Genomic DNA, 17,928 nt, shown 5'->3' with positions numbered 1-17,928 from the left:
TTACTTATTGCGAGGCGAGGGCCGGGGGCGTTGCCCCGGCTGCTCCAACTCTGGGCCGCTGCGTCGATTCGCGGATGGCGAGGCTGCAGCGGAGCGCCAGATGGGTACGCGGGCCGCGCGCTTCGGCGCGGCGCGCGCCCAAAAGCTGCCAGGCGGCATCCGCCATGGCGGAAACCGGCTGGGCGATGGCGCTGAGATAGGGGCGCAGCACCGTCATCCAGTCCGTCTCGTCGAAGGCGAGCAGGGAGACGGCGCCCGGGCAATCGAGCCCGCTGGCGCGGACCGCCTTCATGGCGCCCAAGGTCGCCACGTAATTGGCGGCGAAGATGGCGGTCGGCCGTTCCGCCCGCAGCAATTCCTGTTCCACCCGGGCGCGGCAGGTATCGATATCGAAACCGCCCGCCAGCACCCGCGCATGCGCGCCGAGGCCGGCTTCGGCGAGTGCCGCCTGGTAGCCGGCGATGCGCTCCTGCATATTACGGAGCTCGGCCGAGGTGATGACGAGGGCGATATCCCGATGGCCGAGGGCGATGAGATGCCGGCAGCCGGTGCGCGCGGCCTCGGCATTGTCGGCGGTCACGCTGTCGAATGCCGGGTGGCCGGCGCCACGGTCCATCAGGACGGTGGGGGGCAGGCGGCCGGCATGGGCGTGCAGGGCCGCCATGTCGTCCCGCGCCGGGGCGATGATCAGCCCATCCACCTGGCGGGAGAGCAGGGTCGCGAGGCGCATGCCTTCGCGCGCCTCATCCTCATGCGAGCCGACGAGGATGATCTCGTAGCCATCCTCGGCCGCGCGATCTTCCAGCCGATGCACGAGGGCCGCGAAGAAGGGGTTGGTGAGATCGGGCACCATCACGCCGATGGTATGGCTGCGAGCGCGCCGCAGGCTGGAGGCGAGCTGGTTCGGCCGGTAGCCGGTCTCCTCGATCGCGGCGAAAACCCGCGCGCGCAGCTCTGCCCCTACCGGACGACGACCGGAGAGGACATTGGAGACGGTGGCGGGTGCGACGCCCGCGCGTTCTGCCACATCCCGCATGGTGGGGATCGCGGTTCCTGAAAAACGATTTTCTTCTGCGCGCGACATCGGCTCAGGAGAGGCTGACGGGTTTGGAGCGAAGCCGGGCCGCAACCCCAGGATCTGCCCGCCGGCAGAGCTGCGGCGGCAGGCCGCGCAGGATCAGCGCGCAATCGGCGACGGTCATGCGGCCGATGGCATAAAAGGCATCCCGCGTGCCACCGGTGCGATGGGCCGAGAGCAGCAGGCCCGGGATATGTCGCAGCGGATCATCGGCCGCGACCGGCTCTTCGGGAAAGACATCCGTCGCCGCCCGGATATGGCCGGAGCGCACGGCATCGAGAAAGGCTGGAAAATCCACCACCCCGGCGCGGCTCATGAGCAGCACGGCCGCGCCGGGCCGCATCAGGGCGAATTCCCGCGCGCCGAGAAAGCCGTTATTCTCGGTGGTGACGGCGGCGAAGATCGCGATGACCTTGGCGCGGCCGAGCAGATCGTCGAGTGCTGCCGGCTCGGCCGCATGGCGGCGGATCAGCTCGTCCGGCAGCCAGGGATCATGCACCAGCACCTCATTGTCGAAGGGCGTGATGAGGCGGCGGAATTCGCGGCCGAGATCACCGAAGCCGATGATGCCGACCGTGCATCCGGCGAAGCGGAAGGTCTCGCGATTGGCTTCCAGCCCGTAGGCTTCGCGGCCGTCGCGGAAGGCGCGGTCGGCCTCGGTGATGCCGCGGGCGAGATCGATCGCCATGCCGAGGGCCGCCTCGGCCACCGGGGCGGCGAAGGCGGATGCGGGGGTGAGCACCCAGATGCCGCGCGCTTGGGCCGCCGCATAGTCAATATTGGGCAGGAAGTTGGTCTCGACGTTGATGATGGCGCGCAGATGCGGCGCGCGGTCCAGCCGCTCGCGCGGCATGGCTGTCTGGCCGATGACGAGCACGGTTTCCGGCAGCAGACGGTCCACCATCTCATCCGGCATCGGCCGGTCTTCGGAGATGACGAGTTCTCCGAGCGCGCCGAGGCGCGCCCGCGTTTCGGCATCGCAGATCAGATCGAGCGTCCGCGGCAGCGGATCGACGAGGATGATGCCTCCCAAGGCGGCGCTCCTGTTTTGCGCGCATTATGCTTGCGACGAAGGATGCTCTTAAATCGATTTTTCGGCAAGAAGTTTCGCGACGTCTCCCGAGCCCAGCCTCCGCCGGCACCCTGCGCGCCGGGATGCTCTCGGGCCGGCCGCGCTGCCTCTCGCGGTTTGCCTTGCCGCGCATTTCCGCCCTTATTGTCACCTAAAGCCAGCCCGCCAGACGGGCTGCGAGAAGGGGGGATGATGACCGAGCCGAGCCACCGCGAGAGCGATCCAGCCGCTGCGCCCGATACGCTGAGCCTCGCCACCACGCGCCAGGTGCCGCTGCAAGGGGTGGAGACCCGGCTGGAGCATGATCTGCTGGGCGAGGTTGCCATTCCGGCGGCGGCCTATTGGGGGGTGCATTCCTTCCGCGCGGTCGAGAATTTCGCCATCACCGGCGTGCCGATCGGCCATTTCCCGGACCTTGTCCGCGCGCTCGCCATGGTCAAGCTCGCGGCCGCGCGGGCTAATCTCATCCTCGGCGATCTTGCCCCCGAAAAGGCGGCGATGATCGAGACCGCCTGCGCCGCCCTTCTGGCCGATACCACCTATCACGGCCAGTTCGTCGTGGATGCGGTGCAAGGCGGCGCCGGCACTTCGACCAACATGAACGCCAACGAGGTCATCGCCAATCTTGGCCTCGTCCTCGCGGGGCACGAGCGCGGGCAATACGCCGTGCTGCATCCGAACGACGATGTGAACATGGCGCAATCGACCAACGACGCTTACCCGACGGCGCTCCGCGTCGCCGTGCTCGAAGGCGTCAAGCCGCTAGAGCGGGCGCTCAAGGAACTATCCCTCGCGCTCAAGGAGAAGGGTGCCGAATTCGCCGATGTCCTGAAGATGGGCCGCACCCAGCTGCAGGATGCGGTGCCGATGACGCTAGGGCAGGAGTTCGACGGCTTCCACGTCACCGTGAAGGAGGATGTGCAGCGCCTTGGCGAGGCGGCGGCGCTGTTCCGCGAGGTCAATCTCGGCGCGACCGCGATTGGCACCGGCATCAACGCCGATCCGCGCTATGCGGCGCTCGCGGTCGAAGAACTGGCGGCGATCAGCGGCCATCCACTCTCCCTGGCCCCCAACCTTATCGAGGCGACCTCGGATATGGGCGCCTTCGTGCTTTTCTCGGGCGTGCTGAAGCGCGTCGCGGTCAAGCTCTCGAAGATCTGCAACGACCTCCGCCTGCTGTCGAGCGGGCCGCGCACCGGCTTCGGCGAGATCAACCTGCCGCCGCGCCAGGCGGGTTCCTCGATCATGCCGGGCAAGGTCAACCCCGTGATACCGGAAGTGGTGAGCCAGGTGGCTTTCCTCGTTATTGGGCATGATTTGACGGTGACGATGTGTGCCGAGGGCGGCCAATTGCAGCTCAACGCCTTCGAGCCGACCATCGCCTATTGCGTGATGACCTCGCTCCGTATGCTGACGGCGGCGATCGACACGCTGACCAACCGCTGCATCCGTGGCATCACCGCCAACCGCGCGCATTGCCTCGATCTCGTCAACCACTCGATCGGGCTCGTCACCGCCCTTGGCCCGACGCTCGGCTATGAGGCGGCCTCGCGCGTGGCGCGGCGGGCGCTGGCCGAAGGGCGCGGGGTGCGCGAGATCGTGCTCGAGGAGCGGCTGCTGGACGAGGCGACGCTCGACACGCTGCTGCGGATCGAGACGATGACGACCCCCTCGCGCAAGGCGGCGCTCCGCACCGTGACGCAAGCCGGCGTATGAGCGGAACGGCCGCCCCAGGCGGCGCCGGCGCGGCCGCGCGGCGCCGGGCCCGGGCTTGGCCCTTCGATGGGCGGATGAGCGAGTGGGCGATGGGCGCGGCTCTCATTCTGCTCGCCCTCCTCACCCGCGCGCCCTCCTTCGTGCTGAGCGTGGTCGATTGGGACGAGAGCCTCTATTTCATCATGGCCGAGCAATGGCGGGCCGGCCATCTGCCCTATACGGCGGTGTGGGATAATAAGCCGATCGGTATCTACGCCATCTTCGCCCTGTTCCAGGCGGTCTTCGGCGATCGGGTATTCTCGATGCGCCTCGCCGCGCTGCTCGCGGTCACCGTGACCGCCCTGCTGATATGGCGCACCGCGCGCCACCTGTTGCGCCGGCATCCGCCGCTGCAGGCCGAGCTTTGCGCCGGGGCAGCGGGCGCGCTCTTCATTATCGTGACGATCGCGATCGACGGGATCGCCGCGAATACCGAACTCTTCATGGAAGGCTTCACCTGCCTCGGCATGCTCTGGGCCATCGCCCGCCCGCCGCAGGGGCCGATCTCCGCCCGCCGCGCGGTCGCGATCGGCCTGATGCTCGGCATCGCCTTCATGATCAAATACGTCGCGGTGTTCGACATGCTGGCGGTCTTCGCGGCGATGACCCTGCTGCCCGCCCGCCTGCCGCCCAGGCGGCCCGCGCTCGCCGGCGTGCTGCGCCAGGGCGCGCTCTTCAGCATCGGTGCGCTACTGCCCTTTCTGGCGGTGGCGATGCTTTATGCCGCGGCCGGCGCCTTTCCGGTGTTTCTGGAAGCGAGCCTGCTCTCCAACCTGCGCCGGGTCGCGGTGCCGGTGTCTGGCGGCGGCTTCATCGCCGCCTATGCGGCGCAGATCGCCCTCTGCCCGCTGCTCTATGCCGCGCTGCTATGGCTGATCCTCTCGGCTGTCAGGCGGGGCGCTGAGGGCGCGGGCGAGCGGCGCCTGCTGCTCGGCTGGGTGGTGGCGAGCATGATCGGCGTCGCCGCAGGCGGCCTCTATTTCGACCACTACTTCGTGCAGCTTCTGGCCCCGCTCGCCATCGCCGCAGCCCTGCTGCTGGCCGCCGTGGCGCGGCTCAGCGCCGCTGCCTGGCGGCGGGGTCTGCTTCTTCTCGCGGCGGTGAGCCTTCTACCGACGGCCTGGGCGGCGGCGCCTATTCTCGGCAGGATGATCGCGATTGCTGAGCGACCGGCTCAGGGCTTCGGCCTGCTGCGGGACACACCGGCAGAGCTTGCCGCCGATCTCGCGCCGATCCTTGCCCGTCATCCGGGCCAGACGATCTATGTCTTCGACGGCGAGCCGATCCTCTACGCGCTGCTGCATGCGGCGCTGCCGACCCGCTACATCTTTCCCTCCTTCCTGCAATCCCGCCTGCTCTCGCATATGATCGGCATCGATCCGCTGGCCGAACTGGCGCGGATCATGGCCCGCCGGCCGCTCTTCGTGATCCGCCGGACCAATCCGGACGACCGCTCGGCCGCGACCCGCAATCTCGCGGTCTATCGGCAGATGCAGGCCGATCTCGCCGCGGGCTACACGCTCTGGAAGCGCTACGACACCATGGTGGTGTGGCGGCGCAAGCCCTGAGCAGACGCCGGCGCAAGCGGGGCGGCGGCTTCAGCCGGGGGCCGGCCTCCCGTCCGCCAATTCCTCGATGATCGGGCAGCCGGGCCGGTTGCTCGTCGCGCATTCATGCGCGAGGTGGCGGAGCGCCTGGCTCATCTCGGCGATCGCCCGTGCCTTGGCTTCGAGATCCGCGGCATGGCTGAGGGCGAGCTTCTGCACCTCGGCCTTGGAGCGGCTATCATCCCGCCAGAGGGCCAGCAGATCCCGCATCTGGGCGACCGAGAAGCCGAGGCTGCGGGCGCGGCGGAGGAAGCGCAGCGTATGGATGTCGGTCTCCGCATAGCGGCGATAGCCGGCCGCGCTGCGGAGAGCCGGGGCGAGGAGCGCCACGCTCTCGTAATAGCGGATCATTTTGGCCGAGACGCCGGAGGCCGCCGCCGCCTCGCCGATATTCATCGCTTTCCCGCCCATGCCGAGCCCCCCGGTCAGCCAATCTCGCGCCGCTTGGCAGCGCCCTCTTATCGCGCCCCGGTGCTTCCATAAAGCGTGGCCATGCCGGACCAGGCCCGATCAGAATTGCATCGACATCGAGGCGAGCAGGTTATTGCCAGTGAGCGGGCTGCCGAGACCATAGGCGAGCGCCTGATCGGCGAGGGTGGCGGTAATGTGCAGATGAGAGCGTTCGAGCAGGCGGTAGTGGAGCGAGAGGCTGAGCGAGTAATCGCCCGGGCGGCTGGCCGGCGGCGGCGGCAGCGCCGGGTCGTCGCTGACGGTGATCGGCAGGCCGGCGGTCTCCGTCTTGCAGCCGATCAACCCATGTTCGACCGTCAGGCCGTTGCCCGCCATGACGCTGGTATTGAGGCCGAACCCGGCGCGCAGGCAAAGGGCGGGCGGCAAATCGGCCGAAGGGGTAGCCGCTGCAATGGGCGCGGGGGCCGCGGCCGGTGCCGAAGGTGCGGTGGCACCCGCCTCGGGCATCAGAAAAGGCACGCCGGCTTCGGCCGAGAGGGCGGCAAGCAGAGCGCGCATCCTCTCCGCCCCGGCGCTCCGCCCATGGCCTGCCGGCGGCCGCATCGGCGCCCGAAGTGCGGCCTGGATTTGGACCTGAGCGGCAGGAGGCGTTTGCGCCGCGGCGGCAGGGACAGCGCCGAGCAGGAGAGCGAGCCCGAGAAGGACGCGGAGGGCTGCATGACGAGAATAGGGCGACATCATGGTAAGCGGGAACACATTTTAGCCGTAATTGGCCTTGCGCTCTTCCCGCGAAGCCGTGCAGGTGGCAAGCCCCCCGCGCGTCCAGCTTCAGGCAATGCTGCGGGATATGCTTGCAAGCAGCTGAAATATAATGCTTAATCCAGGTTCAAGTTTTGTTGCGGCGCGTCATGGCCGCGATGCACGCGCGGCGCATGGGAACCAAGGGGCAGGGGCGGCATGATGACACTGGACGAACGGCTCCTCGCGGCGCGCGCCGCCGCCAGCCCTTGCGCGGTTGAGGCCGAGGCGCTCCCCACCACCGAGGCGGAGGCCTATGCCGCGCAGCATGCGGTGAGCCGCCGGCTCGGCCCGATCGGCGGCTGGAAGGTGGGCGCGGCCGGCCCAGAAGCGCCGCCTTCGGCAGCCCCTTTGCCGCTTTCCGTGCTCTTTCCCTCCGGCATCTCGCTCGGCCGAGACTTCTCGGACCGGCTGATCGAATCCGAGATCGCCTTTCGCCTGGCGGCGGACCTGCCGCCCCGCCCGGGCGGCTACAAGCGCGCCGAGATCCTGGCCGCGATCGGCCCCTGCCTACCAGTGATCGAAGTGGTGCAATGGCGCATCCTGGCGGGGGGCGCCGCGCCGCCCCTGCTCAAGCTCGCCGATCATCTCGGCCACGGCGCCCTTATCCTCGGTGAGGCGCGGCAGGACTGGCGGGAGATGGACTTTGCCACCCTCTCCGTCCGCCAGGAAATCGCCGGCAGCGCGCCGCTGGTTCGCACCGGCAATCCGGCAGGAGACATGATCCGCCTCATCCACTGGCTCGCCGAGGAGGGGGCGGTCTGGGCCGGCGGCCTCAAGGCGGGCCAGATCGTTACCTGCGGCTCCTGGACCGGGGCGCTGCCAGCACCGGCGGGCGCGGCGGTGCGGGCGGAATTCGCCGGCTTCGCCGCCGTCAGCCTGCATTTCGACGCAGGCTGACCTTAACGGCGGCGCTTGCCATCCCCACCTGCCTCCCTGATCCAAAACAGGGAGAGCGAGCGATGACGGCATCCAATGCCCGCGCGGCAGGCCAGTTCAGCATCGGCGGTGACATGCCGGTGACGCGCCTCGGATTCGGCGCCATGCGCATCACCGGCAGCGGCATCTGGGGAGAGCCGGACGACCCGGCGGAAGCGCGCCGTACCCTCGCCCTGGCACCGGAACTCGGTATCGATTTCATCGACACCGCCGATAGCTACGGCCCCTTCGTCAGCGAAGATCTCATCCGCAGCGTCCTGCATCCCTATGCCGGGCTCGTCATCGCCACCAAGGGCGGGCTTACCCGGCATGGGCCGAATATCTGGAAGCCGGTCGGCCGGCCGGAATATCTCCGCCAATGCGTGCTGATGAGTCTCCGCCGGCTCGGCGTGGAGCGGATCGATCTGTGGCAGTTGCACCGGATCGACCCCAAGGTGCCCGCGGAAGAACAGTTCGGCGAGATCGCCGCCATGCAGAAGGAGGGGCTGATCCGCCATGTCGGCCTCTCGGAAGTGACCGTGCCGGACATCACCATGGCGGAAGGCTTCTTCCCGGTGGCAACCGTGCAGAATCGCTACAACCTCGTGGACCGTAAGAGCGAGGACGTGCTCAACTATTGCGAGAAGCACCGCATCGGCTTCATTCCCTGGGCGCCGCTCGCCGCGGGCAACCTCGCCCGCTCCGGCACGGTGCTGACGGAGATTGCCGAGAAGCTCGGCACGGGGCCGAGCCAGGTGGCACTCGCCTGGATGCTCAAACGCTCCCCCGTCATGCTGCCGATCCCGGGGACCGGCAGTGCCGCGCATCTGAAGGAGAACGTGGCGGGGGCGGGGATCGCGCTCGGCGACGCCGATTTCAAGGCGCTTGACGAGCAGGGCCGCGCGGAAGCGGAAAAGGCGGCCTAACACCCTGCCGTTTGCTGCCAGCGTGGCTTGCCTTTGATGGCAGGATCGCGCGTGGCGGGGCTGGACAGGCCCGCCGCGCGGGGTCCAACTCATGCCCCGCCGGAGCAATCTTGAGCGGGGAAAGAGGCATGATCGTCCACGAGGTTCGGGTTCATCCGGAGGCCGACCGCCTCCCCCGCGGCGACCAGCTCGCCTGGAAGATCGCCGAAGTCGCGGCCGATCCGGTGCCGGTGGAGCCGGCGGTTGCCGAGATGATCATCAACCGGGTGATCGACAATGCCGCCGTCGCCATCGCCGCCATCAACCGCCGACCGGTGGTCTCAGCGCGGGACCAGGCGCTCGCCCATGCGCGGCCGGGAGGTGCGACGGTGTTCGGCCATGGCCCGGATCTGCGGGTGCATGCCGAATGGGCGGCCTGGGCCAACGGCACCGCGGTGCGGGAGCTCGATTACCACGACACGTTCCTCGCCGCCGATTACAGCCATCCGGGCGACAATATCCCGCCCATCCTCGCGGTCGCCCAGCAATGCGGCAAGGATGGCGAGGCGCTGCTCCGCGGTATCGCGACCGGCTACGAAATCCAGGTTAATCTCGTCCGCGCCATCTGCCTGCACAAGCACAAGATCGACCATGTGGCGCATCTCGGCCCTTCAGCCGCTGCCGGCATCGGCACGTTGCTCGGCCTGCCGGCGGAGGTGATCTTTCAATCCGTCCAGCAGGCGCTGCATGTGACGACGGCGACCCGCCAGAGCCGCAAGGGCGAGATCAGCAGCTGGAAGGCCTATGCGCCCTCGCATGCCGGCAAGCTCGCGGTGGAAGCGGTCGATCGCGCGATGCGCGGCGAAGGCGCGCCGAGCCCGATTTACGAGGGCGAGGATAGCGTGATCGCCTGGATGCTGGATGGGCCGAAGGCGCGCTACGGTGTGCCGCTGCCGGGCCGAGGGGAGCCGAAGCGCGCGATCCTCGACACCTATACCAAGGAGCATTCGGCCGAGTATCAGAGCCAGGCGCTGATCGACCTCGCCTTCCGCATGGGCCGGCGCATCGCCAATTGGGAGGATGTGCAGAGCATCCTCATCCGCACCAGTCACCACACCCATTACGTTATCGGAACAGGATCGAACGACCCGCAGAAGTTCGACCCCACCGCCAGCCGTGAAACGCTCGACCACTCGATCATGTATATCGTCGCGGTCGCCCTGCAGGATGGCGAATGGCATCATGTGCGATCCTACGCGCCAGAGCGCGCGCAGCGGCCGGATACCGTCGCGCTGTGGCGCAAGATCAGCACGGTGGAGGAGCCGGAATGGACCCGCCGCTACCACGCCGACGATCCGGCGGTGAAAGCCTTCGGCGGGCGTATCGAGATCACGCTGAAGGATGGCAGCGTCATCGCCGACGAACTGGCCGTCGCCAATGCCCATTCGCTCGGCGCGACACCTTGGACGCGGCCGGACTATCTCCGCAAGTTCCGCACGCTGACGGAGGGTATTCTTGATCCGGCGGAGGTTGCGCGCTTCCTGCAGGTGGCGGAAAATATCGCGAGCCTGAAGGCGCGGGATCTGCCGGAACTGACGATCGCGCTGCCCGCAGGCGCGCTGGCCGCCGGTCAGGAACGGGGCATCTTCGCGGCTGCCCAGTGACTGGCCCATAAGGGAGGGGTTCGACCAGGATGAGCGAGACAGCACAGCGGCCGAAAAAATCCGTGGCGCTTTCGGGCGTCGTCGCCGGCAATACCGCGCTCTGCACGGTGGGTCGTACCGGCAACGATCTCCACTATCGCGGCTATGACATCCTCGAGATCGCGCCGCGCTGCGTCTTCGAGGAGATTGCCTATCTGCTCATCCACGGAACCTTGCCGACGGAAGCCGAGCTCCGCGGCTATCGCGCCAAGCTCCGCAGCCTGCGCGGCTTGCCGGCGGCGCTCCGCCAGGTGCTGGAAGCGATTCCGCCCGCCGCCCATCCGATGGATGTGCTGCGCACCGGCGTCTCCGCCCTTGGCACGCTGATGCCGGAAGCGCCGAGCCATGAGGCCGAAGGCGCACGCGATATCGCGGATCGGCTGGTGGCCTCCTTGGGCTCCATGCTGCTCTATTGGCACCACTTCGCGCGCAACGGCCGCCGGATCGAGGTGGAAAGCGACGAGGAGGGCATCGCCGGCCATTTCCTGCATCTGCTGCATGGCCATACGCCCCCGGAAAGCTGGGTGCGGGCGATGGATACCTCGCTCAACCTCTATGCCGAGCATGAATTCAACGCCTCGACCTTCACCGCAAGGATCGTCGCCGGCACGGGGTCGGACATGTATAGTGCGATCGCCGGCGGCATCGGCGCTCTGCGCGGGCCAAAGCATGGCGGGGCAAACGAGGTCGCCTTCGACATCCAGAAGCGCTACGCGACCCCTGATGAGGCGGAGGCGGATATCCGCCGGCGCCTCGCGGCACGCGAGGTCATCATCGGCTTCGGCCATCCGGTCTATACCGTCTCCGACCCGCGCAACGTGGTGATCAAGAAGGTCGCGCGCGATCTGGCGGAGGAGGCACGCGCGCGCAAGATGTATGACATCGCCGAACGGATCGAGAGCGTGATGATGGCCGAGAAGCGCATGTTCCCGAACCTCGATTGGTTTTCAGCCGTGAGCTATCATCTCATGGGCGTGCCGACGGCGATGTTCACCCCGCTCTTCGTGATCGCCCGCACCGCCGGTTGGGCCGCGCATGTCATCGAGCAGCGGCAGGATGGGCGGATCATCCGCCCCTCGGCCAATTACACCGGGCCCGAGGATCTGCCCTTCGTGCCGCTCGCCGAACGGGGAGCCTGAAGGCCATGACCTATCTCATCGGCGCCGATCTGCCGGAGGTGCCGGCCGGCCGGCGGTTCCGCGATCTGCTCGCGCGGGGGGAGATTCTGCGTCTGCCCGGCGCGCATAATGGCATGGCGGCGCTGCAGGCCAGGGCGGCGGGCTTCGCGGCGCTCTATCTTTCGGGCGCGGCGATGACGGCCTCCATGGGCCTGCCCGATCTCGGCATGATCACCGTGGATGAAGTTTCATTCTTCATCCGCCAGATTGTCCGCGCAAGCCAGTTGCCGCTGCTGGTGGATGGCGATACCGGCTATGGCGAGGCGCTCAATGTCATGCACATGGTGCGCTGCTTCGAGGAAGCGGGGGCGGCGGCGGTACACCTCGAAGATCAATTGCTGCCCAAGAAATGCGGCCATCTCAACGACAAGAAGCTCGCCGATCCGCGCGACATGGCGGCCAAGGTCGCGGCAGCCGCTCGGGCGCGCCGGCACCTCTTCCTGATCGCCCGCACCGATGCCGCCGCCGCCGAGGGCATCGCGGGTGCGGTCTCCCGCGCCAAGCGCTACATGGATGCCGGGGCGGATGCCATCTTCCCCGAAGCGCTGACGACACGGGCGATGTTCGAGGAATTCGCCCGCGCGATGACGGGCGTGCCACTGCTCGCGAACATGACCGAATTTGGCCGCACGCCCTTCTTCACCGCCGATGAATTCGCCGCCATGGGCTACCGCATGGTGATCTGGCCGGTGAGCAGCCTGCGCGTCGCCAACCGCGCGCAGGCGGAGCTTTACGAGACGATCGCGCGGGACGGCAGCACCGAGGCCATGCTTCCGCGCATGCAGACGCGGGCGGAGCTTTACGAGACCATCGGCCTTGCCGCGTATGAGGCGCTGGATGCCTCGATCGTGCAGACGGTGCTGCCGAAGCTCGGGTCAGAAGGCTGAGAGCGCATGCGCGCGGGGCTCGCGCTCGCGCTCCTGCTCTCCCTTGGGCTGGCCACGGCCCGCGCCGGCGGCCTGAGCGAGCGGCCGCTCAAGGCCGATCATCTCATCGGCCTCTATGTCCGGCCTGAGGATACCGCATCGCCGCGGCCTGGCATGCTCCTCCTGGGCGGCTCCGAAGGTGGGCTGAGCCCGGTGGTGCGGGCCGAGGCGCGTGCCTTGGCGGCACAAGGCTACGCGGTGCTGCAACTCGCCTATTTCGGGCTCAACGGCCTGCCCGAAAGCGTGCAGCTCATTCCGGTTGAATATTTCGAGCGTGCAATCTCCTGGCTGCGGCATCAGCCCGGCGTCGATCCCCGGCGGATCGGCATCATGGGCACCTCGGTCGGTGGGGAGGCGGCGCTGCTTGTCGCCTCACACGATCCGCGCATCCGCGCGGTGGTGGCGGCCGTGCCTTCGGGCATCGTCTGGCAAGGGATCGGCGGCTGGGGCGCGCGCGACCCGGCATCGAGCTTCACCCTCGGCGCCAAGGCTTTGCCGGGGCTGCCGCATCTCTTCTCGGCGAACGAATCCGTCTTCGCCGGCTATCGCCAGGGCTTGGCGACCTTGCCGGAGCATCCAGCGGCGCGCATGCCGCTCCGCGCGATCAATGGGCCGGTGATGCTCATCTGCGGCGGGAAGGATGATGTCTGGCCATCCTGCCCGCTGGCCGAGGATGCGGCGGCGGATCTTCGCCGCGGCGGCTTTGCCTATCCCGTCCTCCTGCTCGCTTATCCGAATGCCGGCCACGCCGTCTTCGGGCCGCCGATCGCGCCGGCCGACCCCTTCTATGCCGATCTCGGTGCCCTCGGCGGCACGGCCGCCGCCAATGATGCGGCGCGGGCGGATGCCTGGCCCCGCGCGCTCGGCTTTCTCCGCGCGGCCTTTTCCAGGCAGGATTCGGATCGGCGGGCGCGCGATCAGGCGAGCGCGGCGAGGGCTTCCGCGAAGAAATCCGGCCCGCCGAAATTGCCGGATTTGAGGGCGATGCGCAGCCCCGGGTGATGCGCGCCGATCACCTGCAAGGCGGGAACGCCGGGCGCGATCTCCGCGCCGATCCGAAAGGCCGCGAGCCCGAGCTGGTTGACGACCGCGCCCGAGGTTTCGCCCCCGGCGACGACGAGGCGGCCGACGCCTGCTGCCACAAGGCCCTCGGCGATAGCCGCGAGCGCCGCCTCGATCCGCTCGCCGAGGCCGCGGCCACCAAGCCGGCTTTGCAGATCGGCGACCTCCGCCGGGCTTCGGCTGCTGGCGATGAGCAGAGGCCCGGCAGCGAGCTTGGGCTTCGCCCAATCAAGCGCGGCGGCGATCTCAGCCGCCGGGGCCCTAGCCACCTGCTCGATATCGAGATGCCGGACGGGGACCGCGCGTCTCTCAGCCTCAGCGATCTGCTCGAGCGTCGCCTTGGAGCAGCTGCCGGCGAGGATCGCGGCAAAGGCGCGCCCCTCCGGTGGCGCATCCCAGGCCATGGCCGCTGCCGCCGCGCCATGGCCGCGGCGGCGGAGCGCGCGGGCGAGGCCGATGCCAAGGCCGGAAGCCCCGGTGGAGATCGGCTGATCGAGTGCCGCTTCGCCGAGCGTCTCGAACTGCGCGTCATTCACAGCATCGACGATCGCCGCACCCATCCCTTGCGCTGCGAGCCGTGCGAGCGCCGCGCGAACCGCTGGTGCGCCTTGCTCCACCATCTGCAGCGGCACAAGGCCGACAGTGGCGGCCGATTGCCGCGCCAGCACGCGCACCAGATTCGCATCATGCATCGGGTTGAGCGGATGGTCCTTCAGCGGGCTCTCGCTGAGCAGTTGATCATGCACGAAGAGATGACCCTGAAAAACCCGCCGCCCGGTGCCCGGAAAACCCGGATTGACAAGCGTGATGCTGCCGCCAGTGGCGCCGCGGAGGGCATCGCTCACCGGGCCGATATTGCCCTCGTCAGTGGAATCGAAGGTCGAGCAGACCTTGAATAGTGTGTGCTGCGCGCCGCGTTCGGCAAGCCAGCGATGCGCGCCGAGCGAGAGGCGCACGGCATCCCCTGCCGGGATCGACCGGCTTTTGAGCGCGACGACGACCGCATCCACCTCCGGCAGCGCAAGCGTCTCCGCCGGCACGCCGATCGTCTGCACAACGCGAAGCCCGTTGCTCGCCAGCGCATTGGCGAGATCGGAGGCGCCGGTGTAATCATCCGCAATGCAGCCGAGGACGAGGCTCATGCGGCGTCTCCTGGCAGGCTCAGCCCTGCGAGGCGCGCGTAGAGCCGGGCAACCGAGGCATCGTCTTCCCGCCCCATGCCGGCCGCCGCGGTCATCAGGAACATCTGCAGCGCACTGGAGGCGATCGGGACGGGAAAATCGTCGCCGCGCGCCATGTCGAGCACGATGCCAAGATCCTTGGTGAAGATGCTGACCGCGCTCTTCGGGCTGTAATCGCCCGCCAGGACATGCTGCATGCGGTTCTCAAACATCCAGGAATTTCCGGCCGATTTGGTGATGACCTCATAGACGCGTGTGAGATCGAGGCCTTGCCGCGCGGCGAATGCCATGGCCTCGCATGCGGCGGCGATATGCACCCCGGCGAGGAGTTGGTTGACCATCTTGAAGGCTGCGCCCTGGCCGGGCGCATCGCCGAGTTCGTAAAGCCTCTCCGTCATCGCGGCGAGCGCTGGGCGGGCGGCGGCAAAAGCGGCCGGGGAGCCGGAGGCAAGCATGGTGAGCTTGCCCTCCGCAGCACGCGCCGCGCCACCGCTCATCGGCGCGTCGAGATAATGCACGCCGGCCGCTTCGAGCCGGGCTGCGAGGCTGCGCACGACCGCAGGCGCCATGGTGGCCGAGGCTACGAAGACAGAGCCGGGCTGCATGGCGCCGGCGCACCCACTTTCGCCGAAGAGGATCGCTTCCGTCTGCGCGGCATTGACCACGACGGAGACGACGATGGCGGCCCCGGCAGCGGCTTCCGCCGGTGTCGTGGCGGCGATCCCGCCTTGGGCGACGAAGCGGCCGACCGCCTCGGCCGATACGTCGAAGCCACGCACGGCGAAGCCCGCGCGCAGCAGCGAGCAGGCCATGCCCAACCCCATCGATCCGAGACCGATGACGGCGAGGACGCCGGCTGCTCGGCCCGCCGGCTTCCCCTCCACGCCTGCTTGCTCGGCACTCATCCCATCATACTCCTGCCAGACATGAACTTCAGACTCGACAATCGGCGGTGAAACTGGCACGCCCGGGCGCACCGGAAACGAACGGGAAAGATCCATGAGCGACGCCAAGCTTCGAGAAAAACTCTGCCTCTTTGCCCGCTCTCTGTTTGAACGCGGGCTGACACCGGGTTCCTCCGGCAACATCAGCCTGCGGCTGGACGACGGTAGCTATCTGACGACACCGACCAACGCTTCCCTCGGCTTTCTCGACCCGGCGCGGCTTTCCCATATCGATGCCGAGGGGAACCTGCTTTCCGGTGATAAGCCAACCAAGGAGATTCCTCTGCACACGGCGCTCTATGAGACGCGGGGCGGCTGCCAGGCGATCGTCCATCTCCACTCTACCCATTCGGTGGCGCTCTCGATGCTGCCGGAGGTTGACCCGGCATCCGTTCTGCCGCCGATGACCGCCTATTATGTGATGAAGCTCGGCGCGACCGCGCTCATTCCCTATTACCGGCCCGGGGACGAGGCGGTGGCGGGCGCCATCCGCGGCTTGGCCGGGCGCTATTCCTCCGTCCTGCTCGCCAATCACGGCCCCGTAGTGGCGGGGGAGAGCCTGGAGGCGGCGGTCTATGCCACGGAAGAGCTGGAAGAGACGGCGCGGCTCTATCTCATGCTGCGCGGCCTCAATCCCCGCATCCTGACGCCTGCCCAGGTTGATGATCTCGTTCGCCACTTCAAGCTATCCCCGCCCGAACACGATCATACCGGGCATCATCCCGCGCATGGGTAAGTAAAGCAAGGCGATGGGCGGCAATCCCCGCCCATCGCGCCCGCATCACGCGGCCTTCGGCCGGGCGAGGCTCGCCATGATCTCGGCCACCCGCTCCATGCCGAGGCGCGGGCTCGTCAACACCGGAACCGGCACCTTGTCGCCGAGACTATCGGCGACCCGGCCCATCGAAACCTGTGCCAGCACGATGAGATCGACGCTGGCCGCGAGGTCCAGAAGGTTCTCTGCCACAATCGCGTCATGCCGCGCGCCGTCTCCGGCCAGGAGCGCATCGAAGGCGCCGGCGCAGAGCTTGCGCTCCACGCTCACCTCTCTGCGGCGCTCGCGCGCCGTCGCCTCGATAAGCCGCGCCGTGGGGTCGAGCGTGGTCTGTACGGTCGCCGCGACACCGATGCGGGTTGCCGAGGCCACCGCATGTTCGGCCATCGCCGTGTCGATCTTCGTGACCGGCACGGAGACGAGCTTCGCGCCGATATCGGCTGCTTCCCGCACCGAGGAGCAGGCGTTGAGGATGAGATCGGCGCCCATATCCTCAGCGATCGCCATATACTGCGCGAGGCGGCGGCTGACGGAGGGCGTCACATGCCCTGCGGCCATCGTATCCTTGAGCAGGCTGTCGTCCACGAGGTTGACGACGCGCACGCCGGGCAGAAGATCGGGTGCCAGCGCATTGAGTGGCTGCACCGTTACCGGGCCGGTATGGATGATGACGAGGGTCTGCTGTGTCATCGAAGATCCCCTCACTTCGCGCCGGGGACGTATTTGCGCCAATTGTGCTCTTCCTCGAAGCCGAGCACATCGCGGATCTTCTTGTTGGAGAGCAGGCCTTCGAACTCGCCGAGCGAGCCGCGCACGGGCACGGAAGGGTAGTAGCGGCGGAGCAGTTCGGCGGTCGGCAGGTCGGACGAGGTGTGGTCGTTGGCGGCGTTAAAGATCTGGAAGCCGAGGCCGTCGGTCTCGATCCCACGGCGGACGATCTGGCCGAGATCCCGCGCGTCGATATAGCTCCAGGCGATCTTCTTGCGGAACTCGGGCTTGGCGAACCAGCCGGGGAACAGCGCGTATTCATGCGGCTCGATGACGTTGCCGATACGCAGTGCATAGATATCGCTGCCACTTCGGCGCGCGAAGGCCTGCGCAGTCTTTTCGTTAACGATTTTCGAAAGCGCGTAGCTATCCATCGGATCGACCGGGTATTCCTCGTCGAGCGGGAAGTATTCCGGCTCGCGCGGCTCGTTGGCGAAGACGATCCCATAGGTCGTCTCGCTGGAAGCAATGATGATCTTCGGGATGCCGAGCTTCACCGCCGCATCGATGACGTTGTAGGTGCCCATCACGTTGATGCGGTAGACCTCGTTGTCGGTCGTGATCATGATGCGCGGAATGGCCGCGAAATGGACGACCGCATCGATCTTCTCGGGCCGCAGGTCGGGGTCGAACTCGTGCAGGCCGGTATAGCTCGAAAGAGCGTTGAAGACCTGGCCGGCATCGGTGATGTCGGTGATCAGCGTGCGCACGGCCGGGTTGTCCAGCGGCTTGGTGTCGAGGTTGAGGACGCGGTAGCCGTGATCGACGAGGTATTGCACGACATGGCGGCCGGCCTTGCCGCTGCCCCCGGTGAACATGATGCGTTTCATGACTGCTCCTTGCTACA

17 protein-coding genes are annotated in these 17,928 nt (G+C 67.8%); 9 read left to right on the top strand and 8 right to left on the bottom strand.

Features of this window, described 5'->3' with window-relative positions:
• Positions 1-4 precede the first annotated feature (4 nt).
• Both ACYQ7X_RS02440 and ACYQ7X_RS02435 read right to left on the bottom strand, forming a co-directional pair.
• Positions 5-1,036, bottom strand: a complete 1,032-nt coding sequence (locus tag ACYQ7X_RS02440) for a LacI family DNA-binding transcriptional regulator (RefSeq protein ID WP_459695244.1) — start codon at positions 1,034-1,036, stop codon at positions 5-7.
• A 52-nt stretch (positions 1,037-1,088) separates the two neighbouring features.
• Positions 1,089-2,111: a hydroxyacid dehydrogenase gene (locus tag ACYQ7X_RS02435; RefSeq protein WP_459695243.1), complete on the bottom strand. Its 1,023-nt coding sequence runs from the start codon at positions 2,109-2,111 to the stop codon at positions 1,089-1,091.
• A gap of 228 nt (positions 2,112-2,339) precedes the next feature.
• Between ACYQ7X_RS02435 and ACYQ7X_RS02430 the strand changes: the two genes are divergently transcribed.
• Positions 2,340-3,866: an aspartate ammonia-lyase gene (locus ACYQ7X_RS02430; protein ID WP_459695242.1), complete on the top strand. Its 1,527-nt coding sequence runs from the start codon at positions 2,340-2,342 to the stop codon at positions 3,864-3,866.
• Between the two features lie 74 nt (positions 3,867-3,940).
• Positions 3,941-5,473 (top strand): ArnT family glycosyltransferase, encoded by a 1,533-nt coding sequence (locus ACYQ7X_RS02425; protein ID WP_459695241.1) that lies wholly within the window; start codon positions 3,941-3,943, stop codon positions 5,471-5,473.
• Positions 5,474-5,503: 30 nt separating this feature from the next.
• Here ACYQ7X_RS02425 and ACYQ7X_RS02420 read toward each other — a convergent pair whose 3' ends face one another.
• Together ACYQ7X_RS02420 and ACYQ7X_RS02415 are read right to left on the bottom strand one after the other, a co-directional pair.
• A complete protein-coding gene (locus tag ACYQ7X_RS02420) occupies positions 5,504-5,923 on the bottom strand; it encodes a MerR family DNA-binding protein (protein WP_459695240.1) in 420 nt (139 codons plus the stop codon).
• A 99-nt stretch (positions 5,924-6,022) separates the two neighbouring features.
• Positions 6,023-6,481, bottom strand: coding sequence for a hypothetical protein (locus ACYQ7X_RS02415; protein WP_459695239.1), 459 nt, complete (start codon positions 6,479-6,481; stop codon positions 6,023-6,025).
• Positions 6,482-6,880: 399 nt separating this feature from the next.
• Here ACYQ7X_RS02415 and ACYQ7X_RS02410 point away from each other — a divergent pair, with 399 nt between their 5' ends.
• The 6 genes from ACYQ7X_RS02410 to ACYQ7X_RS02385 all read left to right on the top strand — a co-directional run bounded on the left by ACYQ7X_RS02410 (position 6,881) and on the right by ACYQ7X_RS02385 (position 13,353).
• Positions 6,881-7,621: a 2-keto-4-pentenoate hydratase gene (locus tag ACYQ7X_RS02410; protein ID WP_459695238.1), complete on the top strand. Its 741-nt coding sequence runs from the start codon at positions 6,881-6,883 to the stop codon at positions 7,619-7,621.
• Between the two features lie 62 nt (positions 7,622-7,683).
• Complete coding sequence (locus tag ACYQ7X_RS02405) at positions 7,684-8,565, top strand: aldo/keto reductase (RefSeq protein WP_459695237.1); 882 nt, start codon at positions 7,684-7,686, stop codon at positions 8,563-8,565.
• A 128-nt stretch (positions 8,566-8,693) separates the two neighbouring features.
• Positions 8,694-10,208 carry an MmgE/PrpD family protein gene (locus tag ACYQ7X_RS02400; RefSeq protein WP_459695611.1) on the top strand — a complete coding sequence of 505 codons (1,515 nt, stop codon included), beginning with the start codon at positions 8,694-8,696 and terminating at the stop codon, positions 10,206-10,208.
• Between the two features lie 29 nt (positions 10,209-10,237).
• Positions 10,238-11,386: a bifunctional 2-methylcitrate synthase/citrate synthase gene (gene prpC, locus ACYQ7X_RS02395; RefSeq protein WP_459695236.1), complete on the top strand. Its 1,149-nt coding sequence runs from the start codon at positions 10,238-10,240 to the stop codon at positions 11,384-11,386.
• A 5-nt stretch (positions 11,387-11,391) separates the two neighbouring features.
• Entirely contained in the window at positions 11,392-12,312 is a 921-nt protein-coding gene (gene prpB / locus ACYQ7X_RS02390) for a methylisocitrate lyase (RefSeq protein WP_459695235.1), read from the top strand.
• Between the two features lie 6 nt (positions 12,313-12,318).
• Positions 12,319-13,353: an acyl-CoA thioester hydrolase/BAAT C-terminal domain-containing protein gene (locus ACYQ7X_RS02385; protein ID WP_459695234.1), complete on the top strand. Its 1,035-nt coding sequence runs from the start codon at positions 12,319-12,321 to the stop codon at positions 13,351-13,353.
• Here ACYQ7X_RS02385 and otnK read toward each other — a convergent pair.
• Positions 13,269-14,555: a 3-oxo-tetronate kinase gene (otnK, locus tag ACYQ7X_RS02380; protein ID WP_459695233.1), complete on the bottom strand. Its 1,287-nt coding sequence runs from the start codon at positions 14,553-14,555 to the stop codon at positions 13,269-13,271. The genes ACYQ7X_RS02385 and otnK overlap by 85 nt on opposite strands.
• Positions 14,552-15,499 carry an L-threonate dehydrogenase gene (gene ltnD / locus ACYQ7X_RS02375; RefSeq protein WP_459695232.1) on the bottom strand — a complete coding sequence of 316 codons (948 nt, stop codon included), beginning with the start codon at positions 15,497-15,499 and terminating at the stop codon, positions 14,552-14,554. The genes otnK and ltnD overlap by 4 nt, the downstream gene beginning before the upstream one ends.
• A 94-nt stretch (positions 15,500-15,593) precedes the next feature.
• Here ltnD and otnC point away from each other — a divergent pair, with 94 nt between their 5' ends.
• Entirely contained in the window at positions 15,594-16,274 is a 681-nt protein-coding gene (otnC, locus tag ACYQ7X_RS02370) for a 3-oxo-tetronate 4-phosphate decarboxylase (RefSeq protein ID WP_459695231.1), read from the top strand.
• Positions 16,275-16,319: 45 nt separating this feature from the next.
• Here otnC and ACYQ7X_RS02365 read toward each other — a convergent pair whose 3' ends face one another.
• Both ACYQ7X_RS02365 and ACYQ7X_RS02360 read right to left on the bottom strand, forming a co-directional pair.
• Positions 16,320-17,003: an aspartate/glutamate racemase family protein gene (locus ACYQ7X_RS02365; protein WP_459695230.1), complete on the bottom strand. Its 684-nt coding sequence runs from the start codon at positions 17,001-17,003 to the stop codon at positions 16,320-16,322.
• Between the two features lie 11 nt (positions 17,004-17,014).
• Complete coding sequence (locus tag ACYQ7X_RS02360) at positions 17,015-17,911, bottom strand: NAD-dependent epimerase/dehydratase family protein (protein ID WP_459695229.1); 897 nt, start codon at positions 17,909-17,911, stop codon at positions 17,015-17,017.
• Between the last annotated feature and the right edge of the window lie 17 nt (positions 17,912-17,928).

The organism is Acidisoma sp. C75, assembly GCF_054665095.1.
Note: the sequence above shows the minus strand (reverse complement) of the source record. Positions and strands in the feature narration are given on the sequence as shown.

Bases quoted from the DNA above. Each gene is read 5' to 3' on its own strand.
- ACYQ7X_RS02440 (WP_459695244.1), bottom strand. From the start codon at position 1,036: ATGCGGGATGTGGCAGAACGCGCGGGCGTCGCACCCGCCACCGTCTCC.
- ACYQ7X_RS02430 (WP_459695242.1), top strand. From the start codon at position 2,340: ATGATGACCGAGCCGAGCCACCGCGAGAGCGATCCAGCCGCTGCGCCC.
- ACYQ7X_RS02425 (WP_459695241.1), top strand. From the start codon at position 3,941: ATGAGCGAGTGGGCGATGGGCGCGGCTCTCATTCTGCTCGCCCTCCTC.
- ACYQ7X_RS02420 (WP_459695240.1), bottom strand. From the start codon at position 5,923: ATGGGCGGGAAAGCGATGAATATCGGCGAGGCGGCGGCGGCCTCCGGC.
- ACYQ7X_RS02415 (WP_459695239.1), bottom strand. From the start codon at position 6,481: ATGCGCGCTCTGCTTGCCGCCCTCTCGGCCGAAGCCGGCGTGCCTTTT.
- ACYQ7X_RS02410 (WP_459695238.1), top strand. From the start codon at position 6,881: ATGATGACACTGGACGAACGGCTCCTCGCGGCGCGCGCCGCCGCCAGC.
- ACYQ7X_RS02405 (WP_459695237.1), top strand. From the start codon at position 7,684: ATGACGGCATCCAATGCCCGCGCGGCAGGCCAGTTCAGCATCGGCGGT.
- ACYQ7X_RS02400 (WP_459695611.1), top strand. From the start codon at position 8,694: ATGATCGTCCACGAGGTTCGGGTTCATCCGGAGGCCGACCGCCTCCCC.
- prpC (WP_459695236.1), top strand. From the start codon at position 10,238: ATGAGCGAGACAGCACAGCGGCCGAAAAAATCCGTGGCGCTTTCGGGC.
- prpB (WP_459695235.1), top strand. From the start codon at position 11,392: ATGACCTATCTCATCGGCGCCGATCTGCCGGAGGTGCCGGCCGGCCGG.
- ACYQ7X_RS02385 (WP_459695234.1), top strand. From the start codon at position 12,319: ATGCGCGCGGGGCTCGCGCTCGCGCTCCTGCTCTCCCTTGGGCTGGCC.
- otnK (WP_459695233.1), bottom strand. From the start codon at position 14,555: ATGAGCCTCGTCCTCGGCTGCATTGCGGATGATTACACCGGCGCCTCC.
- ltnD (WP_459695232.1), bottom strand. From the start codon at position 15,499: ATGAGTGCCGAGCAAGCAGGCGTGGAGGGGAAGCCGGCGGGCCGAGCA.
- otnC (WP_459695231.1), top strand. From the start codon at position 15,594: ATGAGCGACGCCAAGCTTCGAGAAAAACTCTGCCTCTTTGCCCGCTCT.
- ACYQ7X_RS02365 (WP_459695230.1), bottom strand. From the start codon at position 17,003: ATGACACAGCAGACCCTCGTCATCATCCATACCGGCCCGGTAACGGTG.
- ACYQ7X_RS02360 (WP_459695229.1), bottom strand. From the start codon at position 17,911: ATGAAACGCATCATGTTCACCGGGGGCAGCGGCAAGGCCGGCCGCCAT.